This window comes from Acinetobacter sp., from assembly GCF_036666595.1.
Lineage (GTDB): Bacteria > Pseudomonadota > Gammaproteobacteria > Pseudomonadales > Moraxellaceae > Acinetobacter.
On the sequence record NZ_JAVWVO010000002.1, the window covers coordinates 138,141 to 153,592 of the forward strand.

At 44.2% G+C, this 15,452-nt stretch carries 11 protein-coding genes; 9 read left to right on the forward strand and 2 right to left on the reverse strand.

Annotated features, from left to right (window positions below; all coding sequences use genetic code 11):
* Positions 1-33: 33 nt before the first annotated feature.
* The gene (locus tag RR876_RS03870; protein ID WP_332476655.1) at positions 34-2,865 is read right to left on the reverse strand and encodes a ribonucleoside-diphosphate reductase subunit alpha; all 2,832 of its coding nucleotides are present in this window, start codon (positions 2,863-2,865) and stop codon (positions 34-36) included.
* A gap of 595 nt (positions 2,866-3,460) precedes the next feature.
* Between RR876_RS03870 and bfmR the strand changes: the two genes are divergently transcribed.
* Positions 3,461-4,177, forward strand: coding sequence for a response regulator transcription factor BfmR (bfmR, locus tag RR876_RS03875; protein WP_004695375.1), 717 nt, complete (start codon positions 3,461-3,463; stop codon positions 4,175-4,177).
* A gap of 36 nt (positions 4,178-4,213) precedes the next feature.
* On the forward strand, positions 4,214-5,878 hold the full coding sequence (bfmS, locus tag RR876_RS03880; protein ID WP_332476654.1) for a sensor histidine kinase BfmS: 1,665 nt from the start codon (positions 4,214-4,216) through the stop codon (positions 5,876-5,878).
* A gap of 49 nt (positions 5,879-5,927) precedes the next feature.
* Here bfmS and RR876_RS03885 read toward each other — a convergent pair whose 3' ends face one another.
* Positions 5,928-6,284 carry a hypothetical protein gene (locus RR876_RS03885; RefSeq protein ID WP_004695379.1) on the reverse strand — a complete coding sequence of 119 codons (357 nt, stop codon included), beginning with the start codon at positions 6,282-6,284 and terminating at the stop codon, positions 5,928-5,930.
* Positions 6,285-6,775: 491 nt separating this feature from the next.
* Between RR876_RS03885 and RR876_RS03890 the strand changes: the two genes are divergently transcribed.
* The 7 genes from RR876_RS03890 to nuoH all read left to right on the forward strand — a co-directional run bounded on the left by RR876_RS03890 (position 6,776) and on the right by nuoH (position 15,440).
* Complete coding sequence (locus tag RR876_RS03890; protein ID WP_004695380.1) at positions 6,776-7,324, forward strand: NADH-quinone oxidoreductase subunit A; 549 nt, start codon at positions 6,776-6,778, stop codon at positions 7,322-7,324.
* 6 nt (positions 7,325-7,330) lie between these two features.
* On the forward strand, positions 7,331-8,008 hold the full coding sequence (locus tag RR876_RS03895) for an NADH-quinone oxidoreductase subunit B (RefSeq protein WP_004695382.1): 678 nt from the start codon (positions 7,331-7,333) through the stop codon (positions 8,006-8,008).
* Between the two features lie 88 nt (positions 8,009-8,096).
* Positions 8,097-9,884: an NADH-quinone oxidoreductase subunit C/D gene (nuoC, locus tag RR876_RS03900; protein WP_078426486.1), complete on the forward strand. Its 1,788-nt coding sequence runs from the start codon at positions 8,097-8,099 to the stop codon at positions 9,882-9,884.
* A gap of 14 nt (positions 9,885-9,898) precedes the next feature.
* On the forward strand, positions 9,899-10,408 hold the full coding sequence (gene nuoE, locus RR876_RS03905) for an NADH-quinone oxidoreductase subunit NuoE (RefSeq protein ID WP_004695385.1): 510 nt from the start codon (positions 9,899-9,901) through the stop codon (positions 10,406-10,408).
* Positions 10,405-11,736 (forward strand): NADH-quinone oxidoreductase subunit NuoF, encoded by a 1,332-nt coding sequence (gene nuoF / locus RR876_RS03910; protein ID WP_332481826.1) that lies wholly within the window; start codon positions 10,405-10,407, stop codon positions 11,734-11,736. The genes nuoE and nuoF overlap by 4 nt, the downstream gene beginning before the upstream one ends.
* Before the next feature lie 11 nt (positions 11,737-11,747).
* Positions 11,748-14,429 carry an NADH-quinone oxidoreductase subunit NuoG gene (nuoG, locus tag RR876_RS03915; RefSeq protein WP_332476653.1) on the forward strand — a complete coding sequence of 894 codons (2,682 nt, stop codon included), beginning with the start codon at positions 11,748-11,750 and terminating at the stop codon, positions 14,427-14,429.
* Positions 14,430-14,432: 3 nt separating this feature from the next.
* Positions 14,433-15,440, forward strand: a complete 1,008-nt coding sequence (nuoH, locus tag RR876_RS03920; RefSeq protein ID WP_004695391.1) for an NADH-quinone oxidoreductase subunit NuoH — start codon at positions 14,433-14,435, stop codon at positions 15,438-15,440.
* The last annotated feature ends 12 nt before the right edge of the window (positions 15,441-15,452 follow it).

Consider the following 15,452-nt stretch of genomic DNA (forward strand, 5'->3'; position numbering starts at 1 on the left):
TCCCCTCCTTTTAGGAGGGGTTAGGGGAGGTTATTACTGACAAGCCTCACAGTCTGGATTGTCAATTGAACACGCCATTGGCACTGGAGCGGCTTGACCGAAGCCTTCATCTTCAGTAACCACTTCTGGTTTAACTTCCTGAGCAACTGCTGCAACAGGCGCTGCCGTTACAGTTGCAGGTTTTACTGCATTCAATGCACCAGTGTTAATGGTTGATTTCTCAGCAGAAGTTGCACCTAAAGCTCGGAGGTAATACGTTGTTTTTAGACCACGTAACCAAGCCATTTTATAGGTCAAGTCCAGTTTCTTACCGTTTGCACCAGAGATGTAAAGGTTTAAAGACTGCGCTTGATCGATCCATTTTTGACGACGTGATGCAGCATCCACAATCCAACGTGGCTCAACTTCAAATGCCGTTGCGAAGATTGCTTTAAGCTCTTCAGGAATACGAGAAATCTTTTGAACTGAACCTTCGAAGTGTTTCAGATCATTCACCATCACAGAGTCCCATAGACCACGGTCTTTCAACGCACGTACTAGGTACGGGTTGATCACTGTGAATTCACCTGATAGGTTCGATTTTACATATAAGTTTTGGAATGTTGGCTCAATCGACTGAGACACACCACAAATGTTTGAAATGGTTGCAGTCGGTGCAATGGCCATCACGTTCGAGTTACGCATACCGTCTTTTTGAACTTTGGCACGTAAAGTGTCCCAGTCCAAACGTTGAGTGCGGTCAACTTCAAACATACGCTCAGGACGTGTTTTAGCAACAAGGTCAAGCGAGTCAATAGGCAGGATACCTTGATCCCACAGTGAACCTTTGAATGTCTCATAAGTACCACGTTCAACAGCCAAATCACTTGATGTTGAAATTGCGTAGTAGCTGATCACTTCCATCGATTCATCAGCAAAGTCTACTGCTGCATCAGAACCATAAGCGAGTTGCATTTCATACAGCGCATCTTGGAAGCCCATGATACCCATACCCACTGGGCGGTGTTTCAAGTTCGAGTTTTTCGCTTGAGGTACAGCGTAGTAGTTAATGTCGATCACGTTATCGAGCATACGAACCGCTGTTTTCACTGTACGTGCAAGCTTTTCACGGTCTAACACACCACCTTGAACGTGTTGTACAAGGTTGATTGAACCTAAGTTACATACCGCAATTTCATCTTTGCTTGTGTTTAATGTGATTTCTGTACACAAGTTAGAAGAGTGAACTACACCAACGTGTTGTTGTGGTGAACGTAAGTTACATACGTCTTTGAATGTGATCCACGGGTGACCTGTTTCAAACAACATCGACAGCATTTTGCGCCACAAATCTTTTGCACGGATTTTCTTGTGCAACATGTTTGTTTCTTTTGCAATTGCTTCATAGTGTGCATAACGCTCAGCGAATTCTGCACCCATTAAGTCGTGTAGGTCTGGTGTTTCAGACGGCGTGAACAGTGTCCATTCAGCATCTTCAAAAACACGTTGCATAAACAAGTCAGGAACCCAGTTTGCCGTGTTCATGTCATGCGTACGGCGACGGTCATCACCGGTGTTTTTACGTAACTCTAGGAACTCTTCGATGTCCAAGTGCCAAGTTTCAAGGTATGCACAGACTGCACCTTTACGCTTACCACCTTGGTTTACCGCAACAGCAGTATCGTTCGCCACTTTAAGGAATGGAACTACACCTTGTGACTTACCGTTTGTACCTTTGATATACGAGTTCAGAGCACGAACTGGCGTCCAGTCATTACCTAAACCGCCTGCCCATTTAGACAACATTGCGTTATCACGCATAGCGCCATAAATGTCATACAGGTCATCATCAATCGTGGTCAAGTAGCAGCTCGACAACTGAGGACGTAGCGTACCTGAGTTAAACAGGGTAGGCGTAGATGCCATGTAATCAAAGCTCGACAATAGGTTGTAGAACTCGATTGCACGTTCTTCACGGTTTGCTTCGTTGAGTGAAAGACCCATCGAAACACGCATAAAGAATAATTGTGGCAATTCGAAACGTACGCCATCTGAGTGGATGAAGTAACGATCAAATAATGTTTGTAGACCTAAGTACGTAAATTGGTTTGAGCGTTCTGGTTGAATCGCTGCGGCCAATTTCGCAAGGTCAAAGTTAAGAAGCTCTGGTGAAAGTAGGTCTAGCTCAATCCCTTTCTTCAGGAAAGTTTCTAAAGCATCACCTTCAGTTGTGTCTTCAGACAAACCAAGGAAAGTTAAACCTGTTGCGACCAATTCATCACGAAGTAGGCGGGCCGTCACGTAGGTATAGTTTGGTTCTTGTTCGATACGGGTACGTGTTGCCATCATCATCGTGGTTGCGATATCAGACGCTTTTACACCGTTGTAAAGGTTTTTGATGGTTTCATCGATGATCGCTTGAACATTAATGCCTTCTAAACCTTCAGCCGCTTTTGTTACAGTCGCTTCAAGCTTACGCATGTCAAGCGGTTGAAGCTGACCATTCGCGTCAGTGATTTGTAAGGTTGGGTGATGGTTTTCACCTGCTTGTTTACGTGCGCCAGCACGTTGATCGCGGTAGATGACATACGCACGAGCAACTTTCTGTTCACCTGTACGCATCAGCGCAAGTTCAACTTGGTCTTGGATTTCTTCGATGTGAATTGTACCGCCAGAAGGTAGGCGGCGACTGAACGTATTTAATACCATCTCGGTAAGTTGAGAAATACGATCGTGGATGCGGCTTGAGTCAGCACTTTGTTGGCCTTCAACAGCCAAAAATGCCTTACCAATGGCAACAGAGATTTTTTCTGCGTCAAAGCTGGCAACATCTCCAGTGCGTTTAATCACCTGAATTTGACCAGGGGTTGAATTCGATACGCTCATGCTAGCATAGCTCCATTTTGTCATCTATTTTTATGTCTATGGACCATTTGAACTGGGCAATTTTTATGCCACAGTGTTTGAGGTTTAAACACAAGACCTAGTGGTTTAAAAATTAATTGAACACAAGATACGGGAAAATTCAGGGTAGATCAATATTGACATTTTATTAAATATTTTGATCGATCTGGTCTCGAAAAGATCTCAAAAAGATCCCTTTTTTATGATTCTTGTATTAAGCCTTATTAGACAAGGCGATAGCATAACAAAGCTCGGTTTAAGTGCTTATAGATAACATTGTGGATAAGTTCAAAACAGACGAATGAGTGAGTTATAAACTGTTCAAACAGTGGCTTGGTATGAAAAATCGCCATTTTGTAAAGAAACGTTTCTTTTGCTTTGGTTGGATATACAGCAAACGCGAGAAAGCGCTCATTTGGAGGCTAAAAAAATGTATAACAAAATGCTACTTTGATGTATCAGTTTGGTGAACAAGATCTTGTTTACAATGTAAACGTGTGTATATTGCAAAATATATCAGAGCGTATCCCTTGGATTTTAAAGGATACGTTAAGTCGTCAAAATAAAGGGGCACTCCATGAGCCAAGAAGAAAAGTTACCAAAAATTTTAATCGTAGAAGACGATGAGCGCCTAGCTCGCTTAACTCAAGAATACCTAATCCGTAATGGTCTTGAGGTTGGGGTAGAACCCGATGGTAACCGTGCCATTCGCCGTATTATTGCAGAACAACCCGATATGGTGGTGTTGGATGTGATGCTTCCAGGTGCAGATGGTTTAACCATTTGCCGTGAAGTTCGTCCACATTATCACCAGCCGATTTTGATGTTGACTGCACGTACTGAAGATATGGATCAAGTGCTTGGTCTAGAAATGGGTGCAGATGACTATGTGGCAAAACCAGTTCAGCCACGTGTTTTACTTGCACGTATTCGTGCTTTATTACGTCGTACTGACAAAGCGCCAGAAGATGAAGTTGCGCAGCGTATCGAATTTGATGATCTGGTGATCGATAACGGCGGTCGTTCAGTGACTTTAAATGGTGAGTTGGTTGACTTTACCAGCGCTGAATACGACTTATTGTGGTTGTTGGCTTCAAATGCAGGTCGCATTCTTTCTCGCGAAGACATTTTCGAGCGCTTACGTGGTATTGAATATGACGGTCAAGACCGTTCAATTGATGTGCGTATTTCGCGTATTCGTCCAAAAATTGGTGATGATCCTGAAAATCCAAAACGTATTAAAACGGTACGTAGTAAAGGCTACTTATTTGTAAAAGAAACCAATGGTCTTTAAGCCGTTTATTTGATTCGTTAAAACGGGACATTTTTAGTGTTCAAACACAGTATATTCTTGCGTATCTATGCTGGGCTGGTAGTGTTGGTCGCTATTGTTGCCCTCATGGGATATTTGCTTGTGCAAATTATTAACTATCAGCGAGTGCAAGAATATCGCGAGTCTTTGACGGACGGGATTTCCTTTATTATTAGTGAAGGTGTATCCCGTCAGACCAATGCACAGCAAAAAGCAGACTGGATTTCAGATGCTTCAGATTTGCTGGAACTGCCGATTAATATGATCCCTACCGATAAGGTGGATTTGAGTCGTGCAGAATTAAAACGGATCAGTGAGCGTAAAGCAGCTGTGCGTTATGATGCGCAGACACAAGTCGCATACCTGATTATTGGTCTAAAGGATGATCCGAAACATTTACTGTATATTAAAGTAGATAAGATTGGCGAGTTGCAAATGAAAGCACTCCCGATTTTTATCCTAGATTATTTGGTGTATTACCCAGGTCAAGAAGAAGAGTACTTGGAAAAAGTACAGAAACATTTCTCTTATCCTGTGCAGATTGAAGAAGTACAAAATCTGGCTTTAGAGTCGGAGCAGATAGGGCGTTTACGTTTAGATCATAGCGTGATCTTATATCGTGATAGTGCCTCTGTGCGTGGCACCACCATTTCTATTGTGTCTCCACCTTTACCAAGTTCACCGAGCAAGGTTTTGGTATTGGGTCCTGTACCTATTTTCAACTGGATGCCGTTTCAGCTCGCAGCAGGGATTACCTTGTTGAGCCTGTTTGTGCTGAGTTTAGGGGTGTATGGCTTGCTTGTGCCGATGCAGCGTAAACTGCGAGAGGTCAATTACGGTTTAAACCGTATGAAAGCAGGTGATATGACCCTACGTTTGCCTGTCGATGGCACGGATGAAATGGCCAGTCTAGCAAATAGCTATAACAGCATGTCAGACCATATTCAGCGACTCATCGAGGCGCAGCGCGAGCTGATGCGTGCGGTATCGCACGAGCTTCGTACGCCCGTTGCTCGGATTCGTTTTGGTATGGAAATGCTGGCTGAAGAAGATGATTATGAATACCGTCTTCAGCAAGTCGATATGATTGATAAAGACATTGAGGCTTTAAATACCTTAATTGATGAAATCATGACCTATGCCAAGTTGGAGCAGGGCACGCCCTCACTCGATATTGAAAACATTGTATTGTTTGAAGTCTTAGATCAGGTGGTGGTTGAGACGGAAGCTTTAAAGACCCAAAAAGAAATTCATTTAAATGCTCCTCCTTTAACCTTGAAAGTTGAAGCTGAGCGCCGTTATTTACACCGTGTGGTGCAGAACTTGGTTGGTAATGCGGTTCGTTATGGCGACCATCAGGTGCTGGTCAGTGGTGGTATTAATGACAGTGGTATGGCCTATGTTTGTGTTGAAGATGATGGGCCAGGTATTCCAGAAGACGAGCGAGAGCGCGTTTTTGAAGCCTTTGCACGTTTGGATGATAGTCGGACTCGAGCATCGGGTGGCTATGGTTTAGGTTTGTCGATTGTGAGCCGGATTGCCTATTGGTTCGGTGGTAGCGTTAAAGTCGATCAGAGTCCAAGTCTCGGTGGTGCACGTTTTACCATGACATGGCCGGCACATCGCTTTAGTAAGTCTAAAAAGAAGTATAGTGTTAAAGATAGTACAGATTCAAAAAGTTAAGCATTAAAAAAGCACCGAATTTCGGTGCTTTTTTATTTTTCATGCTGACTTATTCTTGAATGCTGGCATCGGGAGAAATAATCTGCTTGCCTTGTTTTAGGCTTTCAAGCGCATCTGCATTAAAGTCAATCAATAACGAGTTGTTTTGGGTGTCTATGCCATAACGGCTAATGAGCTTTTGATCACCATTAATCGTTTCAATTTTATATTCATCCACAATATTCATAATGCCATCAAGGTTGGTGGTGGCTGAAGCTTTGTCTTGGCGAAAAAGTTCATAAATGTCGCGTAAATCAAAGATGGCATTATTGGCATCGGGGTGTTTACGAACATAAGTTTCAACATGGCGAATAAGCAACTGGGCAAATAAAAAATAGTTAGGTTTATGGGTGAATTCCAGACTCATGTGGTGCTCCTTATTCTTTGTTGTTGGTTGTCTCTATCAATAGCACAAGAAAAAGCCAAGTGCATTAATTGATTGGAGTGATTTGCAAAAAAATACAAAAAATATGAGTGACTTAATCTACTTTTGTACTTTTAAAATAAGCAAAATGCTACGGTTGCTGAGCTGAGTTTTTTAAACTGCTGATTGTGTGATTGTTATAGGAATCAGGCTGAAAAATGCTTTATAGGCTTTGTTTGAATGTCAAAATTTGGAAAAATAATAGAATAGTAGTGTTTTATTAGATAAAGCGATTGGTTTCGAAATAAAAGGGCTTTCATCGAAAAAATCTCAAAAAACGAAGAGAAATCATCCTAAAGACGAAGGTCTATAAGCTAGCAACTTACGTCAGCAATCGGGTACAATTGGCGGGATTAATTTTGTGTTTGGTGTATTTGAAGGCCAATACATGCATTCTTTGTTAATAAATTAGGCCTGCCAGGAGTTATCCCCGCATGAGTGCCATTACTCCATACGAATGGGCAATTATTGCCTTCGTGATCGGCGTTACATTTCTTTGCGTCTTTATGCTCACTGTCCCATTACTCCTTGGGGGTAAGTCATGGGGTCGTGCAAAGCAAGAGCAATTTGAATCAGGTGTGGTTGGTGCTGGTGGCGCACGTATCCGCCTGTCAGCAAAGTTCTATTTGGTTGCAATCTTCTTCGTCGTATTCGACTTAGAGGCGCTTTACCTTTACGCATGGGCTACATCGGTTCGTGAAGTGGGTTGGGTGGGTTTCACCACTGCAGCAGTATTTATTTTAGTTTTACTCGTTGGTTTGGTTTATGAATTGTCTACTGGTGCGCTTAACTGGTCGCCTTCTGACAAACGTAAAGCAGCAGGGATTAAACCTAAAGTTGGTTCTCCAAATATGAATCTTGCAGAAATCACTCGCTTTAATTCAATTGAAGAGTTGGTTATGGACCCTACAGGTCAAATCCCAGCTCAATCATCTGGTCGTGTGAAAGATAAGTCACCGGCTAAATCGTCTGATAAGGAGTAACTCGGGATGAAATATACATTAACCCGTGCGAATCCGGATGCTGATCAATATCCACTTCAAGAGCGTCAAATCGTAACGGATCCGCTTGAAGAAGAAGTGAATAAAAATGTGTTCATGACTCGTTTAGAGGACGTGGCACATACAGCAGTGAACTGGGGTCGTAAGAACTCAGTTTGGCCGTTTAACTTTGGTACATCTTGCTGCTACGTAGAGTATGCAACGACTTTAACAGGCGTGCATGACTTGTCGCGTTTCGGTGCCGAAGTAATCCGTGCTTCACCTCGTCAGGCTGACTTGATGATTGTTGCAGGTACATGTTTCGTCAAAATGGCTCCAGTTATTCAACGTTTATATGAACAAATGTTGGAACCGAAGTGGGTTATTTCAATGGGCGCATGTGCAAACTCTGGCGGTATGTACGATATTTATTCAGTTGTACAGGGTGTGGATAAAATCATCCCAGTCGATGTTTATATTCCAGGTTGCCCACCCCGTCCAGAAGCATTAATCCAAGCATTAATGTTGTTACAAGACCAAATTCAACTAGAGCGCCGTCCACTTTCTGCCGTGATTGGTGATGATCTTAAGCCAGTGTATAAGCCAAAGATGATGCCAGAACGTGACCGTAAGAATGCTGAACGTATTGCAGTGAAAAACTTACGCTCTATGGATGAAATTAAATAATTTAAACGACAGTTGTTTTGATGCACCCGGTCTGGGTGTAGTTGTCGTTTAGGTTGAATGAATTTGTATTAAATAGGAAGCCAAGCCAATGGCTGAAACTGAAAACGCTATGCCAGAGTCAGCGCAAGTTGATTCACGCCCAGCATTTGCAATTGTAGAAGAGCTCAAAACCAAATTTGGCGAGAACTTCTATGTGCAAACGACTTTTGAAGACTTTCCAACAGTCTGGGTTGAGCGCGCGCGCGTACAAGAAGTTTTAATGTTCTTGCGTACAGTGTCACGTCCATACGTGATGTTGTTTGACTTGTCTGCGGTAGATGAACGTTTACGTACACACCGCGACGGTTTGCCTGCGTCTGACTTTACTGTGTTCTATCATTTATTATCGCTTGAGCGTAATAGTGATATTCGTATCAAAGTTGCATTGAATGAAAATGATGTAAATCTTCCAACTGCAACCAACATTTGGCCAAATGCCAACTGGTACGAACGTGAAGCTTACGATATGTTCGGGATCAATTTCGAAGGGCATCCAATGCTCCGTCGTATTTTGTTGCCAACCTATTGGGAAGGTCACCCTCTTCGTAAAGAATACTCTGCACGTGCCACTGAATATACACCGTATATGCAGAACCAAGCGAAGCAGGATTACGAACAGGAACACCTTCGTTTCGTACCTGAAGATTGGGGTATGAAGCGCGGAAATGACGACGAAGATTTCATGTTCCTTAACTTAGGTCCGAACCACCCATCTGCGCACGGTGCTTTCCGTATCATTTTGCAGTTGGACGGTGAAGAAGTGAAAGACTGTGTGCCTGATATTGGCTATCACCACCGTGGTGTGGAAAAGATGGCTGAGCGTCAAACTTGGCATTCATTTATTCCTTATACCGACCGTGTCGACTACTTAGGTGGTTGTGCGCAAAACATGCCTTATGTGATGGGTGTGGAGCAAATGGCGGGTATTACTGTACCTGACCGCGCACAATGTATCCGTGTCATGATGTCTGAATTGTTCCGTATCAATAACCACTTATTGTATATCGGTACTGCGATTCAAGATGCCGGCGGTATGACACCAGTCTTCTACATGTTTGCGGATCGTCAAAAAATCTATGACGCGATTGAAGCAATCACTGGTTACCGTATGCACCCAGCATGGTTCCGTATCGGTGGTACAGCGCATGACTTGCCAAACAACTGGCAGCATCTGATTCGTGAAATCCTAGATTGGATGCCGAAGCGTATGAATGAATACTATACAGCTGCATTACGCAACTCAGTATTTATTGGTCGTACCCGTAACGTAGCTCAATATGATGCAAAATCTGCATTGGCTTGGGGCGTGACTGGTACAGGTCTGCGTGCAACAGGTATTGATTTTGACGTTCGTAAATATCGCCCGTACAGTGGCTATGAAAACTACGACTTCGACATCCCACTTGAGTACGAAGGCGATGCTTATGCACGTGTGATGGTTCACTTCCGTGAAATTGAAGAATCACTCAAAATCGTGAAGCAATGTTTAGACAACATGCCTTCAGGTGCGTACAAAGCAGATCACCCATTGGCTGTTCCACCACCAAAAGACAAGACTTTACAAGACATTGAAACCTTGATTACGCACTTCTTAAGCGTATCTTGGGGTCCAGTCATGCCTGCAGGTGAAGCATCTGTGATGGCGGAAGTGGTAAAAGGTGCGTCGAACTACTACTTGACTTCAGACAAGTCAACCATGAGTTACCGTACCCGTATTCGTACACCGACCTTCACGCATTTACAGCAAATGCCTTCTGTGATTAACGGCAGCTTAATGTCTGACTTGATCATTTATTTAGCGACTATTGACGTCGTTATGGCTGACGTGGATCGCTAAGGGGTAAACGCATTATGATGATTTTGACTGATAAAAAGCCACGCGTGAATGTTGAAGGGATTTTGACTACGGACGAAATCCACGAAATTGAACATCACATTGGTCACTACCCGTACCCACGCGCAGCATCTTTGGATGCTTTGAAGTGTGTACAACGCCGTAATGGCTGGGTAGATGACGCGCAGCTAAACGCCATTGCTCAGTTATTGACAATCAGTGTTGCTGATTTGGAAGGTGTTGCAACTTTCTATAACCGTATTTACCGTCAACCCGTGGGTCGTAACGTCATTTTACTTTGTGACTCGATCGCGTGCTTCTTGATGGGTGCGGAAACTTTAGCAGAAGCTTTTCAGCGCGAGTTAGGCATTCAGTTTGGTCAAACGACTGCTGATGGTCGTTTTACTTTGCTGCCGATTTGCTGCTTAGGTAACTGTGACAAAGGCCCAACCTTAATGGTGAATGAAGACACTCACGGTTTGGTTGAAGTTTCTTCAGTGAAACAGTTATTGGAGAAGTATGTATGAATACCGAACCAAAACCAATTTATGGCGAAGGTAACCCAGAAACGCATCCATTAACTTGGCGTTTGAGTAAGCAAGAGCACGTTCGTAATGCAGATGCTTACGAAGCGCTTGAAGGTTATGCGGGGCTGAAAAAAGCAATCACCATGCCGCCGAAAGATGTGCTTGAAGTGATTAAAGCTGCGACCGTAAAAGGCCGTGGTGGTGCAGGCTTCCCAGCAGGGATCAAATGGTCTTTGATGGCGCCAAATGACAACTCAGGTCCACGTTACCTGATTTGTAATGCCGATGAGATGGAACCAGGGACCTTCAAAGACCGTTTGTTGATGGAAAAACTTCCTCACCAATTGATCGAAGGGATGTTGATTGCAGCGTATACGCTAGAAGCAACCCATGGTTATATCTTCATTCGTGGTGAGTACATTGAAGCAGCTGCTTACTTAAATGAAGCGCTTGAGCAAGTTCGTGCCAAAGGTTACTTGGGTGAAAACATCCTTGGAACTGGTTGGAACTTCGAGTTGCATGTGCACACAGGTGCGGGTCGTTATATCTGTGGTGAAGAAACCGCATTGATCAACTCGCTTGAAGGTCGCCGTGCAAACCCACGTACGAAACCACCATTCCCACAAGTTGCAGGTGCTTGGGGTCGTCCTACCATTGTTAACAATGTAGAGACCTACAATAACTTACCAGCAATCATGTTGCGTGGTCCTGAATGGTATATCGGCTTATCTGCGGGTAAGTCGAAAGATCCAGGCACAAAAATTTATGGTGCATCTGGCAAGGTGAAATTCCCTGGTCTTTGGGAGCTTCCATTTGGTACAACTGCGCGTGAAGTCATTGAAGACTATGCGGGCGGTATGCGTGATGGCTTGAAGCTTAAAGCATGGTTACCGGGTGGTGCGTCTACAGACTTCTTGGCTGCTGAACACATTGATCTACCGATGGATGCTGAGAGCATCATGAAAGCAGGTTCACGTTTAGGTACGTGTTTGCTGATGGTGGTTGATGAAACGCAATGTATGGTTTCAGCGACACGTAACTTAGAAGAATTCTTTGCACGTGAGTCATGTGGTTTCTGTACGCCTTGTCGTGATGGTTTACCGTGGGCGGTGAAAGCACTGAAAGCATTGGAAGATGGTACAGGTAAGAAAGAAGATATCGATCACTTACAAGAACTTACTCGTAAGCTTTGGATTGGTAAGACTTTCTGTGCGCATGCTCCAGGTGCAATGGAACCGTTGATGGGTGCACTCAAATATTTCCGTGGCGAGTTTGAAGCAAAAGTAGTGAATGCTGCTGCGCAAACTAGCAACGTAGAACAAGCTTAAGGAATTCGACTATGGCTACAATTCATGTCGATGGCAAATCGTACGAAGTCAATGGCTCAGAGAACTTGCTGCAAGCATGTTTATCTTTGGGTATTGATATCCCGTACTTTTGTTGGCATCCATCCTTAGGTTCTGTCGGTTCTTGCCGTCAATGTGCCGTGACTCAATACGCGAACGCTGAAGATACGCGTGGTCGTTTAGTCATGTCATGTATGACGCCTGCATCTGACAATACCTACATCTCGATTGAAGACAAAGAAGCGAAAGACTTCCGTGCGTCAATTGTTGAGTTCTTGATGACGAATCACCCACATGACTGCCCAGTCTGTGAAGAAGGTGGGCACTGTCATTTACAAGATATGACCGTGATGACTCAACACGACCGTCGTCGTTACCGTTTTACTAAACGTACGCACTACAACCAAGAGCTGGGCTCATTCATTTCACATGAAATGAACCGTTGTATCGCATGTTATCGTTGTGTTCGTTACTACAACGACTATGCGGGTGGTACAGACTTTGGTGTGTATGCAAGTGCGTCACGTGTTTACTTTGGTCGTCCTGAGTCAGGTACTTTAGAATCTGAATTCTCGGGTAACTTAACTGAAGTCTGTCCAACAGGTGTATTCACCGACAAAACTCACTCAGAACGCTATAACCGTAAGTGGGACATGCAGTATGCGCCAAGCGTATGCCAAGGCTGTTCTTCGGGTTGTAATATTTCTCCGGGTGAGCGTTATGGCGAACTTCGTCGTGTCGAAAACCGTTTCAACGGCGAAGTAAACCAATACTTCTTGTGTGATAAAGGTCGTTTTGGTACGGGCTATGTGAACCGTGCAGATCGTCCACGTCAACCGCAGTTCCGTGATGGTGCTGAAGTAACTACAGTTTCTGTAGATCAGGCATTAGATACCGTGATTGCAAATATCCAAGGCAAAAAAGTTTTGGGTATTGGTTCTCCACGTGCATCACTTGAGTCGAACTTCGCGCTTCGCGAATTAGTTGGTCAAGAGAACTATTCAACAGGTATGTCTCAAAAAGAGCAAAACTTGGTTGAATTGGCTGCATCGATTATGCAAACCGAAGGTGTATATAATCCGGGTATGCGTGAAATCGAAAGCTATGATGCTGTGCTTATTTTGGGTGAAGACTTAACGCAAACTGCGCCACGTATGGCGTTGTCTGTTCGTCAAGCGGCGAAAAACAAAGCCAAAGAAATGGCTGCGGAACGTCGTACCCAAGACTGGTTAGCAGAACCGCTACAACGTATTGCTCAAGATGCGAAATCACCGATTTTCATCCTCGCTGCAACGCAAACACGCTTAGCTGATGTTGCTGCTGGTGAAGTGGTTGCTTCTCCAAACGACATCGCTCGTTTAGGTTTTGCCGTTGCTGCTGCTGTGAAGGGTGATGCAATTCTTGGTCTGGCAGATGATGCGAAAGCATTTGCTCAGAACATTGCAGATACATTGAAAGCGGCGAAGAAACCGCTGATCATTTCAGGTACAAGTTTACAAGACGCATCCATCATGGAAGCTGCTGCACAAGTTGCGCAAAACCTTGGTGGAAATACTGGCTTAACCTTGACGGTTCCTGAAGTGAACTCTATGGGCTTAGCAATCTTCGGTGGTCAAAGCTTAGAACAAGCGTTTGCGCAAGACTATGACACGGTTGTGATCGTTGAAAATGATCTATTCCGTCGTTTGCCAGCGGTACAAGTTGAAGCAGCACTTTCTGGTAAGGACGTGATTGTTTTAGATCACTCTGAAACTGAAACTGTGAAGAAAGCGGATATCGTACTTTCTGCTGCGTCATTTGCTGAAGGCGATGGTACGGTTGTCTCTCAAGAAGGCCGTGCACAACGTTTCTACCAAGTGTATGACCCGAGCTACTACAAACCTGAACTGGCGATTAAAGAATCTTGGCGCTGGTTACATGCCATTGAAACAGGCGTGAAGGGCAAAGCGATTTCTTGGACCTTACTTGATGATGTCATCGAGTCAGTTGCGAAAAACGTACCTGCACTTGCTGCGATTCAAGATGTGGCTCCAGATGCGGGCTTCCGTGTCCATGGTTTGAAAGTTGCGCGTGAACCGCGTCGTTACTCTGGTCGTACCTCTATGCGTGCACCATTAAACGTGCATGAACCGAAACAACCGACAGATATCGACTCGGCATTAACATTCTCTATGGAAGGTTATGTCGGGAACCAGACTCCGTCTCCACTGGTACCATTTGCATGGTCAGCAGGTTGGAACTCACCGCAAGCTTGGAATAAATTCCAAGATAACGTGGGTGGTCACTTAAAAGGTGGTGATTCGGGTGTGCGTTTATTCGATCGTTTAGCGAAGCGCCCAGCACGTACTTTCGTTGCTCCAGCAGTTGTGGTTGCAAACCCTGAAAGCTTCCGTTTAGTGCCGATGCATCACATTTTCGCTTCTGGTGAATTTACTGTGAAAACACCTGCGATGGAATCACGTATTCCTGAAGCGGTCTTTGCAGTGGGTGAGCAAGATGCAACTCGTTTGAATGTTCAAGATGGTCAAAAAATCACTGTGAAAGCAGGTGAGACTTCGATCGTACTTCCAGTTCAAGTGATTGATTATTTACCTACAGGTTATATTGGTTATCCAGTTGGTCTTGCACCTACGGTTTCACTTGCTGAGCCTGTATCAGTCGCGGTAGGAGCGTAATTCATGCAACAAGAATTAATCCGTCAAACGCCGCTTTGGGCTGAGAACTGGCCAATTGCCTACTCAGTCATTCAAGCGATTGTGATTTTACTCGTTGTAGTACTCATCGCTGCGTTGATGTCTTTTATTGAGCGTCGTTTACTGGGCTTATGGCAAGACCGTTATGGTCCGAACCGTGTAGGTCCTGGGGGGATGTTCCAGATCGTTGCCGACATGTTGAAAATCATGTTCAAAGAAGACTGGACACCAAAGTTTGCTGACAAATTGACTTTCCGTTTAGCTCCTGCTGTTGCCATGGCAACAGCAGTGATGTCATTCATGGTTATTCCTGTATCACCATACTTAGGTGTTGCAGACATGAGCATCGGTCTATTGTTCTTTATGGCAATGGCAGGTATTGCCGTCTATGCCGTATTGTTTGGTGGTTGGTCATCAAATAACAAATATGCATTGCTTGGTGGTCTACGTTCTGCAGCTCAAACCATTTCGTATGAAGTGTTCTTGGGTATTTCATTGATGGGTGTGGTTGCAATTGCAGGCTCATTCAACATGCGTGAAATTGTAGAAGCACAAAAAGATGTATGGTTTGTCATTCCACAGTTCTTAGGTTTCTTAATCTTCGTGGTTGCAGGTGTTGCGGTCACTCACCGTCACCCATTTGACCAACCAGAAGCAGAACAAGAATTGGCGGAAGGTTACCACGTCGAGTACGGCGGTATGAAATGGGGGATGTTCTTCGTTGCGGAATACGTCAACGTAGTTCTGATCTCTGCATTGATCGTCACGCTATTCTTCGGTGGTTGGTTAGCGCCATTTAACATCGATATTCCGTTCATTCCACCAGTATTCTGGTTCATTATCAAAACAGCATTCTTTGTGATGATGTTTGTCTTGGCTCGTGGTTCACTTATGCGTCCGCGTTATGACCAAGTGATGAACTTTGGTTGGAAGATTTGCTTACCATTAGCGTTAGTTAACTTATTAGTTACTGGCGCAGTGATTCTGTGGTAAGGGCAGGGAGAA

Excerpts from the sequence above, each read along its gene's own strand:
- RR876_RS03870 (WP_332476655.1), bottom strand. The coding sequence starts at position 2,865 with ATGAGCGTATCGAATTCAACCCCTGGTCAAATTCAGGTGATTAAACGC.
- bfmR (WP_004695375.1), top strand. The coding sequence starts at position 3,461 with ATGAGCCAAGAAGAAAAGTTACCAAAAATTTTAATCGTAGAAGACGAT.
- RR876_RS03885 (WP_004695379.1), bottom strand. The coding sequence starts at position 6,284 with ATGAGTCTGGAATTCACCCATAAACCTAACTATTTTTTATTTGCCCAG.
- RR876_RS03890 (WP_004695380.1), top strand. The coding sequence starts at position 6,776 with ATGAGTGCCATTACTCCATACGAATGGGCAATTATTGCCTTCGTGATC.
- RR876_RS03895 (WP_004695382.1), top strand. The coding sequence starts at position 7,331 with ATGAAATATACATTAACCCGTGCGAATCCGGATGCTGATCAATATCCA.
- nuoC (WP_078426486.1), top strand. The coding sequence starts at position 8,097 with ATGGCTGAAACTGAAAACGCTATGCCAGAGTCAGCGCAAGTTGATTCA.
- nuoE (WP_004695385.1), top strand. The coding sequence starts at position 9,899 with ATGATGATTTTGACTGATAAAAAGCCACGCGTGAATGTTGAAGGGATT.
- nuoF (WP_332481826.1), top strand. The coding sequence starts at position 10,405 with ATGAATACCGAACCAAAACCAATTTATGGCGAAGGTAACCCAGAAACG.
- nuoG (WP_332476653.1), top strand. The coding sequence starts at position 11,748 with ATGGCTACAATTCATGTCGATGGCAAATCGTACGAAGTCAATGGCTCA.
- nuoH (WP_004695391.1), top strand. The coding sequence starts at position 14,433 with ATGCAACAAGAATTAATCCGTCAAACGCCGCTTTGGGCTGAGAACTGG.